The sequence below is a fragment of the Nocardiopsis trehalosi NBRC 14201 genome, from assembly GCF_001552555.1.
GTDB lineage: Bacteria > Actinomycetota > Actinomycetes > Streptosporangiales > Streptosporangiaceae > Nocardiopsis_B > Nocardiopsis_B trehalosi.
In genome coordinates, this window is record NZ_BCRK01000050.1 from 21,763 (window position 1) to 35,066 (window position 13,304).

The 13,304-nt window shown below is 75.7% G+C and carries 12 protein-coding genes; 3 read left to right on the forward strand and 9 right to left on the reverse strand.

Annotated features, from left to right (window positions below):
• Nucleotides 1-227: 227 nt before the first annotated feature.
• From NT8_RS11650 to NT8_RS11680, 8 genes are all read right to left on the reverse strand, one after another.
• Nucleotides 228-1,325 carry an acyltransferase family protein gene (locus tag NT8_RS11650; protein ID WP_067967615.1) on the reverse strand — a complete coding sequence of 366 codons (1,098 nt, stop codon included), beginning with the start codon at nt 1,323-1,325 and terminating at the stop codon, nt 228-230.
• Entirely contained in the window at nt 1,322-2,098 is a 777-nt protein-coding gene (locus NT8_RS11655; RefSeq protein WP_157515706.1) for a DUF4097 family beta strand repeat-containing protein, read from the reverse strand. The genes NT8_RS11650 and NT8_RS11655 overlap by 4 nt, the downstream gene beginning before the upstream one ends.
• A 652-nt stretch (nt 2,099-2,750) precedes the next feature.
• The gene (locus NT8_RS11660) at nt 2,751-3,410 is read right to left on the reverse strand and encodes a TetR/AcrR family transcriptional regulator (protein WP_067967621.1); all 660 of its coding nucleotides are present in this window, start codon (nt 3,408-3,410) and stop codon (nt 2,751-2,753) included.
• Between the two features lie 1,160 nt (nt 3,411-4,570).
• Nucleotides 4,571-5,614, reverse strand: coding sequence for an ICP22 family protein (locus NT8_RS29315; RefSeq protein WP_067967624.1), 1,044 nt, complete (start codon nt 5,612-5,614; stop codon nt 4,571-4,573).
• 219 nt (nt 5,615-5,833) lie between these two features.
• Nucleotides 5,834-6,364: an Rv3654c family TadE-like protein gene (locus NT8_RS11670; protein ID WP_369406298.1), complete on the reverse strand. Its 531-nt coding sequence runs from the start codon at nt 6,362-6,364 to the stop codon at nt 5,834-5,836.
• 624 nt (nt 6,365-6,988) lie between these two features.
• Nucleotides 6,989-7,339, reverse strand: coding sequence for a TadE family type IV pilus minor pilin (locus tag NT8_RS11675; RefSeq protein WP_067967627.1), 351 nt, complete (start codon nt 7,337-7,339; stop codon nt 6,989-6,991).
• On the reverse strand, nt 7,317-7,454 hold the full coding sequence (locus NT8_RS28560) for a DUF4244 domain-containing protein (RefSeq protein ID WP_084468850.1): 138 nt from the start codon (nt 7,452-7,454) through the stop codon (nt 7,317-7,319). The genes NT8_RS11675 and NT8_RS28560 overlap by 23 nt, the downstream gene beginning before the upstream one ends.
• A gap of 835 nt (nt 7,455-8,289) precedes the next feature.
• Entirely contained in the window at nt 8,290-10,623 is a 2,334-nt protein-coding gene (locus NT8_RS11680) for a DEAD/DEAH box helicase (protein WP_394326578.1), read from the reverse strand.
• A gap of 217 nt (nt 10,624-10,840) precedes the next feature.
• Between NT8_RS11680 and NT8_RS11685 the strand changes: the two genes are divergently transcribed.
• The 3 genes from NT8_RS11685 to NT8_RS11695 all read left to right on the forward strand — a co-directional run bounded on the left by NT8_RS11685 (nt 10,841) and on the right by NT8_RS11695 (nt 12,530).
• Entirely contained in the window at nt 10,841-11,188 is a 348-nt protein-coding gene (locus NT8_RS11685) for an STAS domain-containing protein (RefSeq protein WP_067967629.1), read from the forward strand.
• 18 nt (nt 11,189-11,206) lie between these two features.
• Nucleotides 11,207-11,749 carry an ATP-binding protein gene (locus tag NT8_RS11690; RefSeq protein ID WP_067967631.1) on the forward strand — a complete coding sequence of 181 codons (543 nt, stop codon included), beginning with the start codon at nt 11,207-11,209 and terminating at the stop codon, nt 11,747-11,749.
• Nucleotides 11,750-11,861: 112 nt separating this feature from the next.
• Nucleotides 11,862-12,530 carry a peptidylprolyl isomerase gene (locus NT8_RS11695; RefSeq protein ID WP_067967633.1) on the forward strand — a complete coding sequence of 223 codons (669 nt, stop codon included), beginning with the start codon at nt 11,862-11,864 and terminating at the stop codon, nt 12,528-12,530.
• Nucleotides 12,531-12,538: 8 nt separating this feature from the next.
• On the opposite strand, the gene NT8_RS11700 is transcribed toward NT8_RS11695, so the two are convergent.
• The coding region (locus NT8_RS11700; RefSeq protein ID WP_394326579.1) for an MBL fold metallo-hydrolase at nt 12,539-13,304 on the reverse strand (766 nt) is incomplete at its 5' end.

Here is a 13,304-nt window from a genome sequence, read left to right on the forward strand (position 1 = left end):
AGGGGGCGACCCGGGCGGCCGCGAGGGTGCGGCACCCTCCGCACCGGCGCGGAGGTGCCCCGCCGGGCGGCCGACCGGGAGCGGACCCCGATCTGAACCGGTCCGGGAGGCCGTCGATCATCTCGGAGGGCGGTGTTTCTCGGGGGACACCGGGTGGTCGTTCCGCGCCCGCCCGGGGGTGGACCGCCGCCGTGGCCGGTACCGGCCCCTCAGCGGGACGGCGCGGTTCACTTCATGCCGAGGAGGAACCGCGTCGGGGCGAACCGTCGAGCGGCGGCGCAGACCGCGATGCTCACCACCAGGCCCGACCCCATCACCAGCGCGAACGCTGTAGGCGCCCGGTCGACCACGGGCAGCACGTAGAAGCCCGCGGCCACCACCACCGTCTGGTGCACGATGTAGACGGGGTAGGCGAGCGCGGTGGCGTGCGCCGTCGCCCGCCCCGGGCGGCTGAGGTGGCGGCGCCCATAGCCGAGCATCGCCAGGAGGACGGTCCAGCAGGCGAACGCCTCCCACGCGGTGGCAGCCGGGGTGGGCACGTCGGCTCCGGACAGGGCGGCGGCGAGCATCCCGGCCGTCCCGAGGACGCCGAGGGCGAGGTGGGTGCGGCGGTGCCGGGCGATCGCCTCCAGGGCCCGGTCGTCCCCCGCGAGCAGGTAGCCGAGCAGGACGTACGCGGCGTAGACGAGGATGTTCTTGCCCGCGATGTCGGGGACCAGCGCCAGCAGGGCCACGGCGGGTACGGGCAGCAGCACGAGGACCGGATGGCGGAGCCAGGCGGGCGCGTACCCGCGGTCCCGCACCGCCCGCATCGCCGGGAGCAGCGCGAGCGAGATCACCAGCAGGAAGCCGATGAACCACAGGTGCGCGGGCGAGATCCCGCCGCCGTACTCCGACCAGTCGGAGAAGTCGGTGAAGTAGGAGACCAGGAACTCCGCGTACCCGCCCGGGTCCTCGCCCCGGAACCGGCGGGCGTAGTACGCCTGGGGCGGCACCACGACCAGGAACCCGAACAGCAGCGGCACGAGCAGGCGCCGGACGCGTTCCGCGGCGAAGGCGCGCGCGGTGCGGCGGCGCAGGGCGTACCGGCTCGACATCCCGGCCAGCAGGAACAGTAGCGGCATGAACCAGAACGACGACTCCACCAGGACGGTGGCGGCCGGCGCGGTGTCGCCCTTGACGTAGAACGGGGCGCCGGTGTCGAACATCCGGGCCGTGTGGTACGGGAAGAGGAAGAGGATGGCCGCGTTGCGGAGCCGGTCGACGTCGTGGCGGCGCGGCGGGGCGGATGCGGCGGACGCGGCGGGGCCGGCGTGGGTGCTCATCGGGCACCCGCCAGCAGGGTGATCGCGCCGTTGTCGGTGGTGACGTGCAGCGTGTGCGGGGCGGCGGGGTCCTCGGGCACGTCGGATCGGATCTCGCCGCTGTCCGTCTCGGTGGTCACCGCGTACGGGGCGTCGGGCACCTCCACGACCACTTCGCCGTTCTCGGTGGCCACCCGGACCTCGGTGGCGGCCGCGGCGAGGGCGAGGTCGACGGCGCCGTTCTCGGTGGCGGCCGATACGCGCTCCGAGGTGAGGCCGGAGGCGTGCACGGCGCCGCTCCCGGCCTCCAGGCGCAGGGGGCCGGAGGCGGCCTCGACGTCGATGGCGCCGTTGTCGGTGGTCACCGCCAGGGGGCCGGTGTGCCCGGTCGAGGACACCGCGCCGCTGCCGCCCTCCACCGTCAGATCCGTGCCCTCGGGCACGTGGACCTCGTAGCGGACGCCGCACCAGGCGTCGGGCAGCACCGGGCAGTGGGCGCCGGGCAGGGTGAGCGTCCCGTCGGCGTACCCCCATTCCTCGACGGTGTTCGGGCCGGTCACGTGGCGGACCACCCGCAGGGCACCGGTGTCGGCGGTGCGGATGTCCAGGTCCGCCGTGTCGGCGGCGATGACGAGGGCGCCCGCCACGGCGCCGAAGTCGCGCTCCTCCGGGGAGTCGGCGGCGCAGGCGGGGAGGGCGAGGAGCCCGGCGAGCGCCGCGACGAGCCCGCCGGCGGCGCGAGCGGGCCCGGACGTGACCGTGGGAGGGCGGCGGCGGGGAGTGGTCGGGGACATGTGGGCCTCCATTCGAGGTGGGCGTTCATGGGTGGGTGGCGGGCGGATGAGCGCACGCCGACGGGGCACCGCGCACGCGGTGCGGTCGGGAGAACCGAGGTGGGGGCGCGACGGCCCCGGCCGGATGACCGGGGACGCCGGGGACGCCGGCGGAGCGCTGCGCCGGGGCGACGCCGGGTCGGCGCCGGGTCGGCGCCGTGCGACCCCGATGCGGGCCGGTCGGACGGCCCGGGGCGCACGGACACCGCGGAGCGATGGGGGCGGCCGCTCCGTGCATGGACCGGAAGGGGGCGCGGGTGGCGGATCGCGCCTGATGTGCGCCGGATGGTGGGCGGACGGAACAGGGGGCGGACGGAACAGCGGGTGGACCGCGCTCGGAGCACACGGGCTCGACGGCGCGTCGGACGGCACGCTCGGGGGGGGCCGGGCACGGCGGCCGGTGGGCGCGGACCGTGCGCCCGGGCGCCCGACCGGATCGAGGGCGCGCGGAGGGGTCGCGCCCGCGCGGGCGGGGTGCGCGGCCGCGCGTCCCGGCTACCGCCGACGCGGGAGGGGATCGGGGAGGCGGGACGAGGTGAGGGTGGGGTGGGGGCGGGTGGGCGGAGGGGTGCGCGGCGGTGGAGCGTGCCTCGCGGGGTGGCCCGGTGTCGGGTCAGCCGGTCGGGGGGTCCACCGGTTCTTCGGCGGGTGCCGGGCGCGCCAGGGCGGCGATGACGGCGGTCAGCGCGGCGTGGACGGCCTCGGCGTCGACCTCTTCGGGGTCGGCGAGGTGCTCCATGGACAGGCCGTTGGTCAGGCAGTGCACGACCAGGGCGGCGACATCGGGTGGGGCGGCGAGCCGGATGCCGTCGCGTTCGGCGACGTCGGCAATGGCGCGGGTGACCGCCGCCCGCTGTGCGCGGCGCATGGGGGTGACGACGGCACGGGTGGCATCGTCGCGGACCGCGCGGGCGGCGACCTCCAGGCCGAGGCGGCCGCGTTCGGTGTCACCGGTGATGCGCCGGGCGACGTGGTCGGCGGCCCCGGCGAGGCCGTCGGCGGGATCGTCGGCGCCGCGGATGCCGTCGAGCACGGTGGCGAGTTCGGCGTCGGCGCGCTCGGTCAGGAGGGCGCCGAAGAGCGCCTGCTTGCTGCCGAAGTTGGAGTAGACGGCGCCCTTGGTGAAGCCGGCCGCGTGCGCGATGTCCTCCAGGCGGCTGTCGTCGTAGCCGCGTTCGGCGAAGACACGGGCCGCGGCGTCGAGCAGCCGCCGCCGTACCTCCGCCCGCGGCATCCGGGGCGTGGGCCCCTCGGGTCTCTCGGACTGGCTCATGAAACAAGATTAGCATACCCATGGGTATCGGATACCCATGGGTATCGGAAAATGTTCGCCCGCATGGCCCGATCGGCATCACCGCATGGAGGCTGAGACGACGGCGGCGGTCACTCCCCCACCCGGGACGAGACGAATACGGGTCGATGCGGCGGGCCACCGGCTCACCTCCGCGCCCCGCGAGAGGAATCTTCGGCGATGCCGTCCCCAAAGCAGTGCCCGCGCCCCCGCGCCCCTACTCCTCTGCCCCTGCTCCCTGCCCCCGGCCACCGGCCACCGGCCACCGGCCCCAGCGGGATGGCACACCACCGCCGCCACGGCATGCCGACCACTCGGCGCCGGGGTGCCGGGGTGAGGCCATGGCCATCCGCAGCCCCCCGATGCCTGCCCACCAGCGCGCATCCCGGCACACGCACCTGACCGCGTCCTCGGATAGTGGTGCCGGTGACCGCGCCGGACGCCGCCGCCAGGTGTGCACCGACCCCCGGCGCGGCCGGGAAGGGGCGAGGAACACGGCCGGACCGGCCCCCCACCCGGGATCGAAGCGCGGGCGGTCTCGCCCGCCATGCTCCCTGGCCCGGTTGAGCAGCACGTATGCCCATTCCCGGATAGGGGCCGAAGCTGCCGGGAAGGGTCGGCCCGCGACCGCCCCGGTCGGGCGGAGACCGACCGCTGCGGCGATGGCGAACGCAACCGCCACCGACACGTGTGCGGCGACCCCCGGCGCGGCCGGGGAAGGGCAAGGAGCACGGCCGGACCGGCCACCCGCCCGGCGTCGAGACCCGCGGGCGATCGGGCCAACCGTCCTCCCTGGTCTGGACGAGCGACGCGCACGCCCGTTCCCGGGGATGGGAGGCAAAGCTCCCGGGAAAGGGGCGGCCCGCGACCGCCCCGGTCGGGCGGAGACCGGCCACTACAACGTGGGCGGACAGAACCGCCACCGACACGTGTGCACCGACCCCCGGCGCGGCCGGGAAGGGGCGAGGAACACGGCCGGACCGGCCACCCACCCGGGGTCGAAACCCGCGAGCGGCTGGCCGGCCATTCCCCCTGGTCCGAAAGAGCGGCACGTACGCCCCCTCCCGTCGATGGGAGGCAAAGCTCCCGCGAAAGGGTCGGCCGCGACCGACCCGGTCGGGCGGAAACCGGCCGCTGCGGGGTTAGCGGACGGAACCGCCGCCGATGCGGCGGCGGCCTCGGTAGCGGGGCGGGAACCTGGGCCAGCCAACGGTGAGGCGCAGGCCGAGGGCGGCACACGACGCGACGGCGAGAACCCAGGCGGCGAGTGTGCCGACGATCTGCCCGCCGCGTTCGGCACCGGCCACAGCCGGGTCGTAACCGAACCGGACCTCCGGGGCGGCCTGGGACACGGCGTCGGTCGTGTCGGCGGTGCCCGCACCGGTGCCCGCCTCCGCGACGGCGTCCCCCGCCCCGGTACCGCCCTGACCATCGCTTCCCGTCCCCTTCCCACCAGGGTCCGAGGTATCGGAGCGGTCCGAGGATGGTGAGGGCACGGACGCCGCGGACGGTTCGGCGTCCGCGCCCTCGCCGGGGAGAGGGTCGTCGGCGCGCGGTGCGGGCTCCGAATCCTTCACGGAGCGGGGTCCGTCGTCATCGGGGGCGGGGCGGGTGTCAGCGGGGTCGGAGTCGCCGGAGTCGGAGTCGCCGGGGGCGTCCGGGTCGGAGCCGTCGCGGCGCTCGGGAAGGAGCCCGGGTGCGCGGTCGTGTCGACGGCCGGTTCCCGAGTCGGGGCCGGCGGCGTCGCCCGCCGGATCGAGGAGGTCCGCCACGGGCGATCCGTCCGGCCGGTCCCAGGGAAGGAGCACGGGATCCGGAGGCTGGGCGGACGTGTCCTCGCCGGTGCCGAGGGTGTCCTCCGGAAGCGCGGTAGTGGCCTCGGCCGTCGTCGTCGGCGGCAGGGGGTCGGGCGCGTCTGCGGCGTCGGCGGCCGGTGGACGCGGCGCGGGGGTGGGGACCGGTACGCCGGTGGCGGGGAGCGGGTCGATGAGGTGGCCGGCGGCCTCCTGCGCCTCGCGAACGGCCTCGGCGGCCGGGTCGGGGTCCCGGGCGGAGTGGTCGGTGTGCGGATCGGCGGTCGATCGGGGGCCGTGGGGCTCGGGGTAGGCGAACCCCGCGCAGGTGAGGACGGCGGCGAGGGCGACGGCGGCGGAACGGGCCGTGAACGGACCGGGACGCGTGAGCATGGGCGCGAATGCCTGCTTTCTCTCGGCTTGCGTTGATCGGCGGGCGGGAGTGCGCCGCGCCCACAGGGGTGTGGACGGGGCGACGGACGGGAAATCCGGACGTTGGCCGCGGTGGGTGGGACATCGACTCGGCGGGCGGCGGTCGCGCGACGCATCAGTGCGACGGTCAGCGGTCGTGCGTGAGGCGGCCCGGTGGATCCGGCGGACCGCGACCGGAGATCAGGGGTCAGCGGCCGCGTGGCACACGGCTTGGCGGGTCCAAGCCATGGCTCGGCGGATATCGATCGCGGGCGGAGGGCGGGGGTGGGGAGCGCCGCTCCCAGGGCCTGCGGCGGCGCGGGCGGTGACGGTCGCGGGCCAGGTGCGGGCGGGTAGGACGACCTCGACGGTGACCTCCAGGCCGGCGACGGTGCATGACGTGAGCCGGGCGCCGTTGTCGGCGGCGGTCCGACGCGCCATGGCACACACGCGGTCGGGGCGGTCGACGGCGTGGCGGGCGGCCGCGAGGGCGGCGAGATCGGCCGCCGAGGCGGCTCGGTGGCGATCGGTGCGCACACCCGCGACGCAGATGACCGCGAGCGCGGCCACCCAGGCGAGGACGCATCCGGTGAGGACCCAGACCGTGCCGGAGCCCGCATCGGCCGTAGGCCGCGACCGCAGTCGACGGCCGCTGCCCGCGACGGCGGTCCGCCGCATGCGAGGTGGCACACCCGCCTGCCCCGGTTCTCGACGGCCGGGCACGACGAGCATCCCGCCCGGACCCCACACGGCAGGAACATGGCGAACATGGGTCCGCCCCTCGCCGGGACCCGCCGGACGTCGCGGCCACGGGCGGCACCCGAAACGCGGCACGGAGCGGGCCCCGGCGCGAGGACGCGCACCCACCCCTGTCCGCCCGGGACGTCCGGACCCGGCGGGCGCCCTGCCCGCACCGTCGGCGGGTGCCCAACGGGTACGGGACCGATCGGCGCCAGGACCCGAACTCGCATGACGCGGACGCGACAGGTGGGAGGGGAGCCGTGGCACGGCGGCCAGTGCTGCCCCGGCGCCGACGCGCACCCGCCTTTGGCTGAACCCGGTGGACGCCCTGCCCGCGCCGTCGGCGGGTGCCCAGCGACTGCGCGTCCGATCGGCATCAGCACGCGAACCCGCAGGGCACCGACGCCACGGGGCAGTGAATAGACGCGGCGCGGTGGCCGGCCCCGCGTCGGCACCGACGCGCGCACGCCTTCGGCGACCGGGCCCGGCGGGCGGTGCATCGACCCTGCCGGAGTGGGAGCCGGAACCGGCCGGACACCGGGACGACGGGGCGAGGTGGAGGCGTGGCACGGGTGGTCCTCCTTTCCGTGGGTGGGGCTTCGGCGTAGCGGGTGGTCAGGGGCCGGGTTCGGTGGGGGTCACGGCTTCGCCGTGAACGGTGATCGGGACGGGCAGGCCCGCCGCGATCGGGGCGGTGACGACCACCCGGGTGGTGTCGGGGCCCCGGTCGAGGTGGAGGGAGGCTCCTCGGGGTGCGGTGGCGGTGGTGAGCGCGCGCACCGCGGAGTCGGGGTCGCCGCGAGCCAGGGCGCGTGCGCCCACGCGGGCGGCGTCGGCGCACGCGACCTGGGCCCCCGCCGCGTGGACCGCGCCGAGCGCGACGCCGACCACGAGGACCAGCGACGGCAGGGCGACGGCGATCTCCGCGGTGACCGCTCCCCGGTCAGCCCGCGCCCTGGAGCGCATCGGTGACCATGCGGGTGAGGGTGTCGCTGACCTCCGAGCCCGTGAGGATGACGTAGAGCACCGCGGCGAAGGCGCACGCCGTGACCGTGCCGATGGCGTATTCGGCGGTCGACATGCCGCGATCGGGCCCATGGGCGGTCGGCCGACCGGTGCTCCCGGCGACGATGCCCGCGACGCGGGCCGCGAGGGCGCGGGGGCCGAGCCGCCGACGATCGTCATCCGGGCGGGGCGGCGGGAGCGGCGCACCCCGTCGGCCCGCGCCGGTGAGCCCAGGGGCGATTCCGGCCACGGAACGACCACGCCGCTTCGGCGTGCCCGGTCGGCCCACACGGATGGGGGTGAGTGAGGTCGCGGTGGCGGGGCGACCGCGCCCGATCGACGCGACGCACGGACGCAGGGCCGCGCCGGCGCGCGGGTGGCCGGCCCAAAGGGCCGGTCGGGGAATGGACGCGCGGCGGGGACGAGGGCGGACGACTGCGAGGTTCATGGCGCCTCCAGACGGACGGGCAGGTCAGGCCGGGTCGGCCGGACCATGACTCCAGAGTGCGCTGGAATGACTACTCTAGGGAAGCGGATTCGCCAAGCTGTGGATAACTCGGCCGACTCCCCGGTGGATTCGCCATCCCACCCGCCCGGCGGCCCCCATCCCGGCCGCGCCCGCCGCGCCCCTGGCCGCCTCCCCCGAGGCTGCGGACGCGGCAGGCGCAGGCCGATCGACGCGGTGCCGGTGGCCGGTGGCCGGTGGGGGCAGCGGCGGTGCCGGAGATCCCGGCACAGGCCTCGGCGTGGGCGGGGGCGGGGGCGGCGGAGGCGGCGGCTGACTCCCGGCCTCTCCATATGGCGCTTTCGCGTGACGGCTGCGTCAGTACCGGCCGGAGGACCGCCTTCGCCTGAAGGCACCACTGCGCCAGAACCGGTCGGAGGACCGCCCGCCTAAAGGCGCCCCTGTGTCAGTGCCGACCGGGGCCGGGTGGGTCGGGTGGTCGGGGGGCGGGGGTGAGGAGGGCGTCGAGGAGGCGGAGGGCGCCGGGTTTGCTGAGGGGGTCGTTGCCGTTGCCGCACTTGGGGGACTGGATGCACGAGGGGCAGCCGGCGCGGCACTCGCAGTCGGCGATGGCCGCGCGGGTGGCGGTGAGCCAGGCGCGGGCGGCCGCGTAGCCGCGTTCGGCGAACCCGGCGCCGCCCTCGTGGCCGTCGTAGACGAAGATCGTCAGCCGCCCGGTGTCGGCGTGCACGGCGGTGGAGACGCCGCCGATGTCCCACCGGTCGCAGGTGGCGAACAGCGGGAGCAGCCCGATGGCGGCGTGCTCGGCGGCGTGGGCGGCGCCGCGCAGTTCGACGTCCTCGGCGCGGAGCCGGTCGGCCTCCTCGGGCGCCAGGGTCCACCAGACCGCGCGGGAGTCGAGGGTGCGCTCGGGCAGGTCCAGGGGGTGCTCGCCGAGGACGGTGCCGCTGCGCACGTCGCGCTTGAGGTAGGCGACGACGCGGCGGGTCACCTGCACCTCGCCGTAGTGGACGGTGGCCGCCGCGCCCCACTCCTGCTCCTTGAGGGTGCCGCGGATCTCGATCTCGGTGACGTCGCGCGCCCAGGTCGTGTAGTCGGGGGCCTCCCCGCGGACGAGCGCCACCCCCTCCTCCAGGTCGAGCCGGTCCACCACGTAGGTGAGCCCCTGGTGCAGGTAGACGGCCCCGGTGTGCACGGTGCCGTGGGCGGCGGCCTCGTCCACGGTGCCGAGGAGCTGCCCGCTGTCCCCCTCCACGATCTGGACGGGCGGCCCGCCCGCGCCGCGGATGTCGGCGAGGTCGCTCGCCCGGTCGTGCCGGGTCCAGAACCAGCCGCGCGGGCGGCGGCGGAGCAGCCGCCGGTCGACGAGGTCGGCCAGGACGTCGGCGGCCCCGGGCCCGAACATGGGCAGGTCGTCCTCTGCGAGGGGGATCTCCGCGGCCGCCGCGCACAGGTGGGGGCCCAGGACGTAGGGGTTGTCGGGGTCGAGGACGGTGGCCTCGACCGGCCGCCCGAAGATCGCCTCGGGGTGGTGCACGAGGTAGGTGTCGAGCGGGTCGTCGCGGGCGATGAACACGGCCAGGGCGTCCTCGCCGGTGCGCCCGGCGCGGCCGGCCTGCTGCCACAGCGACGCGAGGGTGCCGGGCCACCCGGTGACGATGACGGCGTCCAGGCCGGTGATGTCGACGCCGAGTTCCAGGGCGTTGGTGGTGGCCAGGCCGAGGAGTTCGCCCGTGCGCAGGGCGGTTTCGAGGCCGCGCCGGTCGTCGGCCAGGTAGCCGGCCCGGTAGGCGGCGACCCGGCCGTCCAGGCGGTCGCCGCCGGGGCTGTGCCGGTCGCGCAGGTGGCGCTGGGCGGTGAGGGCGACGACCTCCGACGCCTGGCGGGACCGGACGAAGGCGAGGGTGCGCACCCGCTCGCCGACGAGGTCGGCGAGGACGGAGGCGGCCTCGGCCGTCGCGGTGCGCCGCACCGGGGCGCCCTTCTCGCCGACCTGGTCGGTGAGTTCGGGTTCGACCAGGGCGAAGCTGAGCGCGGCGCGCGGGGAGGCGTCCTCGGTGACGGCGGCCACCGGGAGCCCGATGAGCCGGCTCGCGCTCTCCTCGGGGGTGCCGGTGGTGGCGGAGGCGAGGACGAACACCGGCTCGGCCCGGTAGCGGGCGCACACCCGGCGCAGCCGCCGGATGATCTGGGCGACGTGCGACCCGAACACGCCGCGGTAGCGGTGGGCCTCGTCCACGACGACGTAGCGGAGCCGGCGCAGGAACCCGGCCCACGCGGCGTGCCGGCCCAGGACGGCGTGGTGCAGCATGTCCGGGTTGGTGAGCACGTAGTTGGCGTGGGCGCGGATCCACGCCCGCTCCTGGCCGGGCGTGTCGCCGTCGTAGGTGGCGGCGCGCACCCCGGGCAGGTCCAGGTCGGCGAGGGCGCGGCGCTGGTCTGCGGCGAGGGCCTTGGCGGGGGAGATGTAGAGCACGGTGCCGCCCTGGCCGACGGCCTCGGCGCACGGCAGCAGGTAGCCGAGCGACTTCCCCGAGGCGGTACCGGTGGCTATGATCACATTGCTACCGGAGCGCGCGAGGTTCGCGGCGGCGACCTGGTGGGACCACGGAGCCGTGATGCCCGACGCGGTCAGGCGCTCCACGACCTGGGCCGGTGCCCAGGTCGGCCAGTCTTCACTTACCCCGTCGCCACGTGCCCGTCGCTCCACATGTGTCACCTGCGAGTTCCGGGTATGGTCACGCCACAGTCGGCGGAGGGTCGACTCCCACTGGTTCACCCCGGCACCCTCCTCGGCAGGCGTCGCGCGTCAACAGGGATGGCGGATGTCGCACACCGGTTTCAGTGTGACATCTGGGGGAACAGACGCGCGGTGTCGGGTTTTCCGCAGTGAGAGCGGATCACCCGACGTACAGGCGTGGTTGAATGCCGCACTGTGGGGTAACGCCCGGCAGAGATCACTCGCGGATTTTTCGCGGTTCGGCGCTGGAGGACTAGTGGACTTGAAACTTGATCACCACACCCAGGACGACACCGAGATCGTCGTCGTCGAGGGTGAGATCGACGTCTATACCGCGCCACGGCTGCGTGAGCTGCTGATCGACCTCGTCAACAAGGGCAACTTCCACCTCGTGGTCAACATGGAGAAGGTGGAGTTCCTCGACTCGACGGGGCTCGGTGTGCTCGTGGGCGGCCTCAAGCGCGTGCGGGCGCACGACGGCACGCTCGACCTGGTGTGCACGCAGGAGCGCATCCTGAAGATCTTCCGCATCACCGGCCTGACCAAGGTCTTCGGCATCTACGAGTCGGTGCAGGAAGCCATCGACAACCGTAAGTCGAAGTAGCTGCGTAACGGGCACACCATGGCACTCGTCCAGCTCACGATCAGTGCGCTGCCCGCCCACGTGCGCACGGCCCGGCTCATGGCCACGGCCGTGGCACGTCGCGCGGGCATCGCGGAATCCGCCCTCGACGAAATCCGGCTGGCGGTCGGCGAGGCGTGCTCCCGCGCCGTCGAGGCGCACCGCGCGCACTGCCCCGGGCAGCCCATCCAGCTCGACCTGATCGACGGGGCGGGCCCGGTCTCCTCCCGAGGGGGCGCCCCCGCCCCGGCACCGCACAACGGCCAGGCGGCACACCGGTTCGAGGTGGTGGTGTCCGACCGTGCTCCCGCCCAGGAGCCGGGCATCCCGCTGGACCACCGGGGCGACGGGTCGGGGCTCTTCTTCGACGACCACACGCCGCCCGACGGCGTCTCGGGGCTCTCCCCCGACGTGGGGCTCGCGGTCATCGTCGGCCTCGCCGACGAGGTCAGCATCGAGCCCAACGAGAAGGGCACCGTGGTCCGCATGAGTTGGCCGCTCGGTGGCGCCGACGCGGACGGTACGGACCGGCTCGTCGGCTGACCTTCGCCGTTCACGCGCGCCGGGCGGGCCCTCGCGGGGGCCCGCCCGGCGGTGTTCGCGGGGCCCGCTAGCCTGTGCTCCGTCCGCCAGCGCGTCGACCGGAGTGCCGCGAATGAACCGTTTCCTCAGATCGGCCGCCGCCGTCGCGGCCGGTACCGCCCTCGCGGCCGCGGCCGCCTGCGCGCCGACCCCCGAGCCCGAGTCCGGGGGCGCGGCCGGTCCGGACGGCTCCGCCGCCGCCGGACCGGACCTGCCCGAGGTCGACCTCGCCGGGGTCGAGGGCGCCGTGCTGCGCACGAGCGAGGGCGACATCGAGGTGGAGCTGTTCGCCGAGGAGGCCCCGCTCACCGTGCAGAACTTCGTCGGGCTCGCCGAGGGCGGCCGGGCCGTGAACTCCGAGACCGGCTCCGACCGGTTCTACGACGGCACCGTGTTCCACCGGGTCATCGAGGGCTTCATGATCCAGGGCGGCGACCCCCTGGGCGTCGGCACCGGCGGCCCCGGCTACACCTTCGCGGACGAGATCGACCCGGAGCGCTCCTTCGACGCCCCGGGCCTGCTGGCCATGGCCAACTCGGGCCCCGACACCAACGGGTCGCAGTTCTTCATCACGACGGCGCCCGCCCCCCACCTCGACGGGCTGCACACCGTCTTCGGCGAGGTCGCCGACGACGCCGGCCTGGAGGTCGCCGAGGCGATCTCGACGGTCGCCACCGACCGCGCCGACCGCCCCGAGGAGGACATCGTCCTGGAGTCGGTCGAGATCCGCCGCGCGGACTGACCCGGCCGTCAGCCGGGGTCGCCCACGCGGAACACGGCGCCCGGCCGGGCGTACTCGACGGGTCCGCCGAACACGGCGCCGGCGCGCCGCACCGCGTCGGCGGGGCGCAGGAACGGCCCGACGTGGGTGACCGCGAGCCGCCGCGCCCCGGCCCGCCGCGCGTACCCGCCGGCGTCCTCCGGGGTGAGGTGGACGCGGGGCCCGCCGTCGGCGGGGGCGTCCCCGTCGGCCTCGCACAGCAGCAGGTCGGCGCCCGCGGCGAGGTCGTCCAGCGCGGCGCAGGGCCCGGTGTCGCCGGAGTAGGCGAGGACCGCCGGCCCGGCCTCGACGCGCACGCCGAACGCGGGGAACCCGTGGTCGACGCTCCGGGTCAGCAGCCGCAGCCCGCCCACGGCGCAGGCATGCCCGTCGTGGAGTTCGCGGACGTCGAAGGCCTCCTCGACCGGGGCGGCGCCGGCGTTGGACAGGTAGTGGCGGAGCCGCTCCGCGGTCCCCGGCGGCCCGTACAGCGGGAGGGGGCGCGCGAGGCGCAGGTCGGCGTAGCGCAGAGCGTAGAACGCGGTCAGCAGGTCGGCGGAGTGGTCGGCGTGCAGGTGGGAGATCCACACGGCGTCGAGCAGGTCGGGCCGGACGTGCTCCTGGAGGGCGGCCAGCGTGCCGGTCCCGGCGTCCATCCACAGGCGGGTGCCACCGTGTCGCACGAGGTAGCCGGAGCAGGGCGCACCGGGGCGCGGGTAGGGCGTGGCGCCGCCGAGCACGGTCAGGTCCATGGCT

What these genes read in the sequence shown, in the direction of transcription:
- NT8_RS11650 (WP_067967615.1), bottom strand. Translation starts at nt 1,325, where the DNA reads ATGAGCACCCACGCCGGCCCCGCCGCGTCCGCCGCATCCGCCCCGCCG.
- NT8_RS11655 (WP_157515706.1), bottom strand. Translation starts at nt 2,098, where the DNA reads ATGTCCCCGACCACTCCCCGCCGCCGCCCTCCCACGGTCACGTCCGGG.
- NT8_RS11660 (WP_067967621.1), bottom strand. Translation starts at nt 3,410, where the DNA reads ATGAGCCAGTCCGAGAGACCCGAGGGGCCCACGCCCCGGATGCCGCGG.
- NT8_RS29315 (WP_067967624.1), bottom strand. Translation starts at nt 5,614, where the DNA reads ATGCTCACGCGTCCCGGTCCGTTCACGGCCCGTTCCGCCGCCGTCGCC.
- NT8_RS11670 (WP_369406298.1), bottom strand. Translation starts at nt 6,364, where the DNA reads ATGCTCGTCGTGCCCGGCCGTCGAGAACCGGGGCAGGCGGGTGTGCCA.
- NT8_RS11675 (WP_067967627.1), bottom strand. Translation starts at nt 7,339, where the DNA reads ATGCGCTCCAGGGCGCGGGCTGACCGGGGAGCGGTCACCGCGGAGATC.
- NT8_RS28560 (WP_084468850.1), bottom strand. Translation starts at nt 7,454, where the DNA reads ATGTCGACCGCCGAATACGCCATCGGCACGGTCACGGCGTGCGCCTTC.
- NT8_RS11690 (WP_067967631.1), top strand. Translation starts at nt 11,207, where the DNA reads ATGGCACTCGTCCAGCTCACGATCAGTGCGCTGCCCGCCCACGTGCGC.
- NT8_RS11695 (WP_067967633.1), top strand. Translation starts at nt 11,862, where the DNA reads ATGAACCGTTTCCTCAGATCGGCCGCCGCCGTCGCGGCCGGTACCGCC.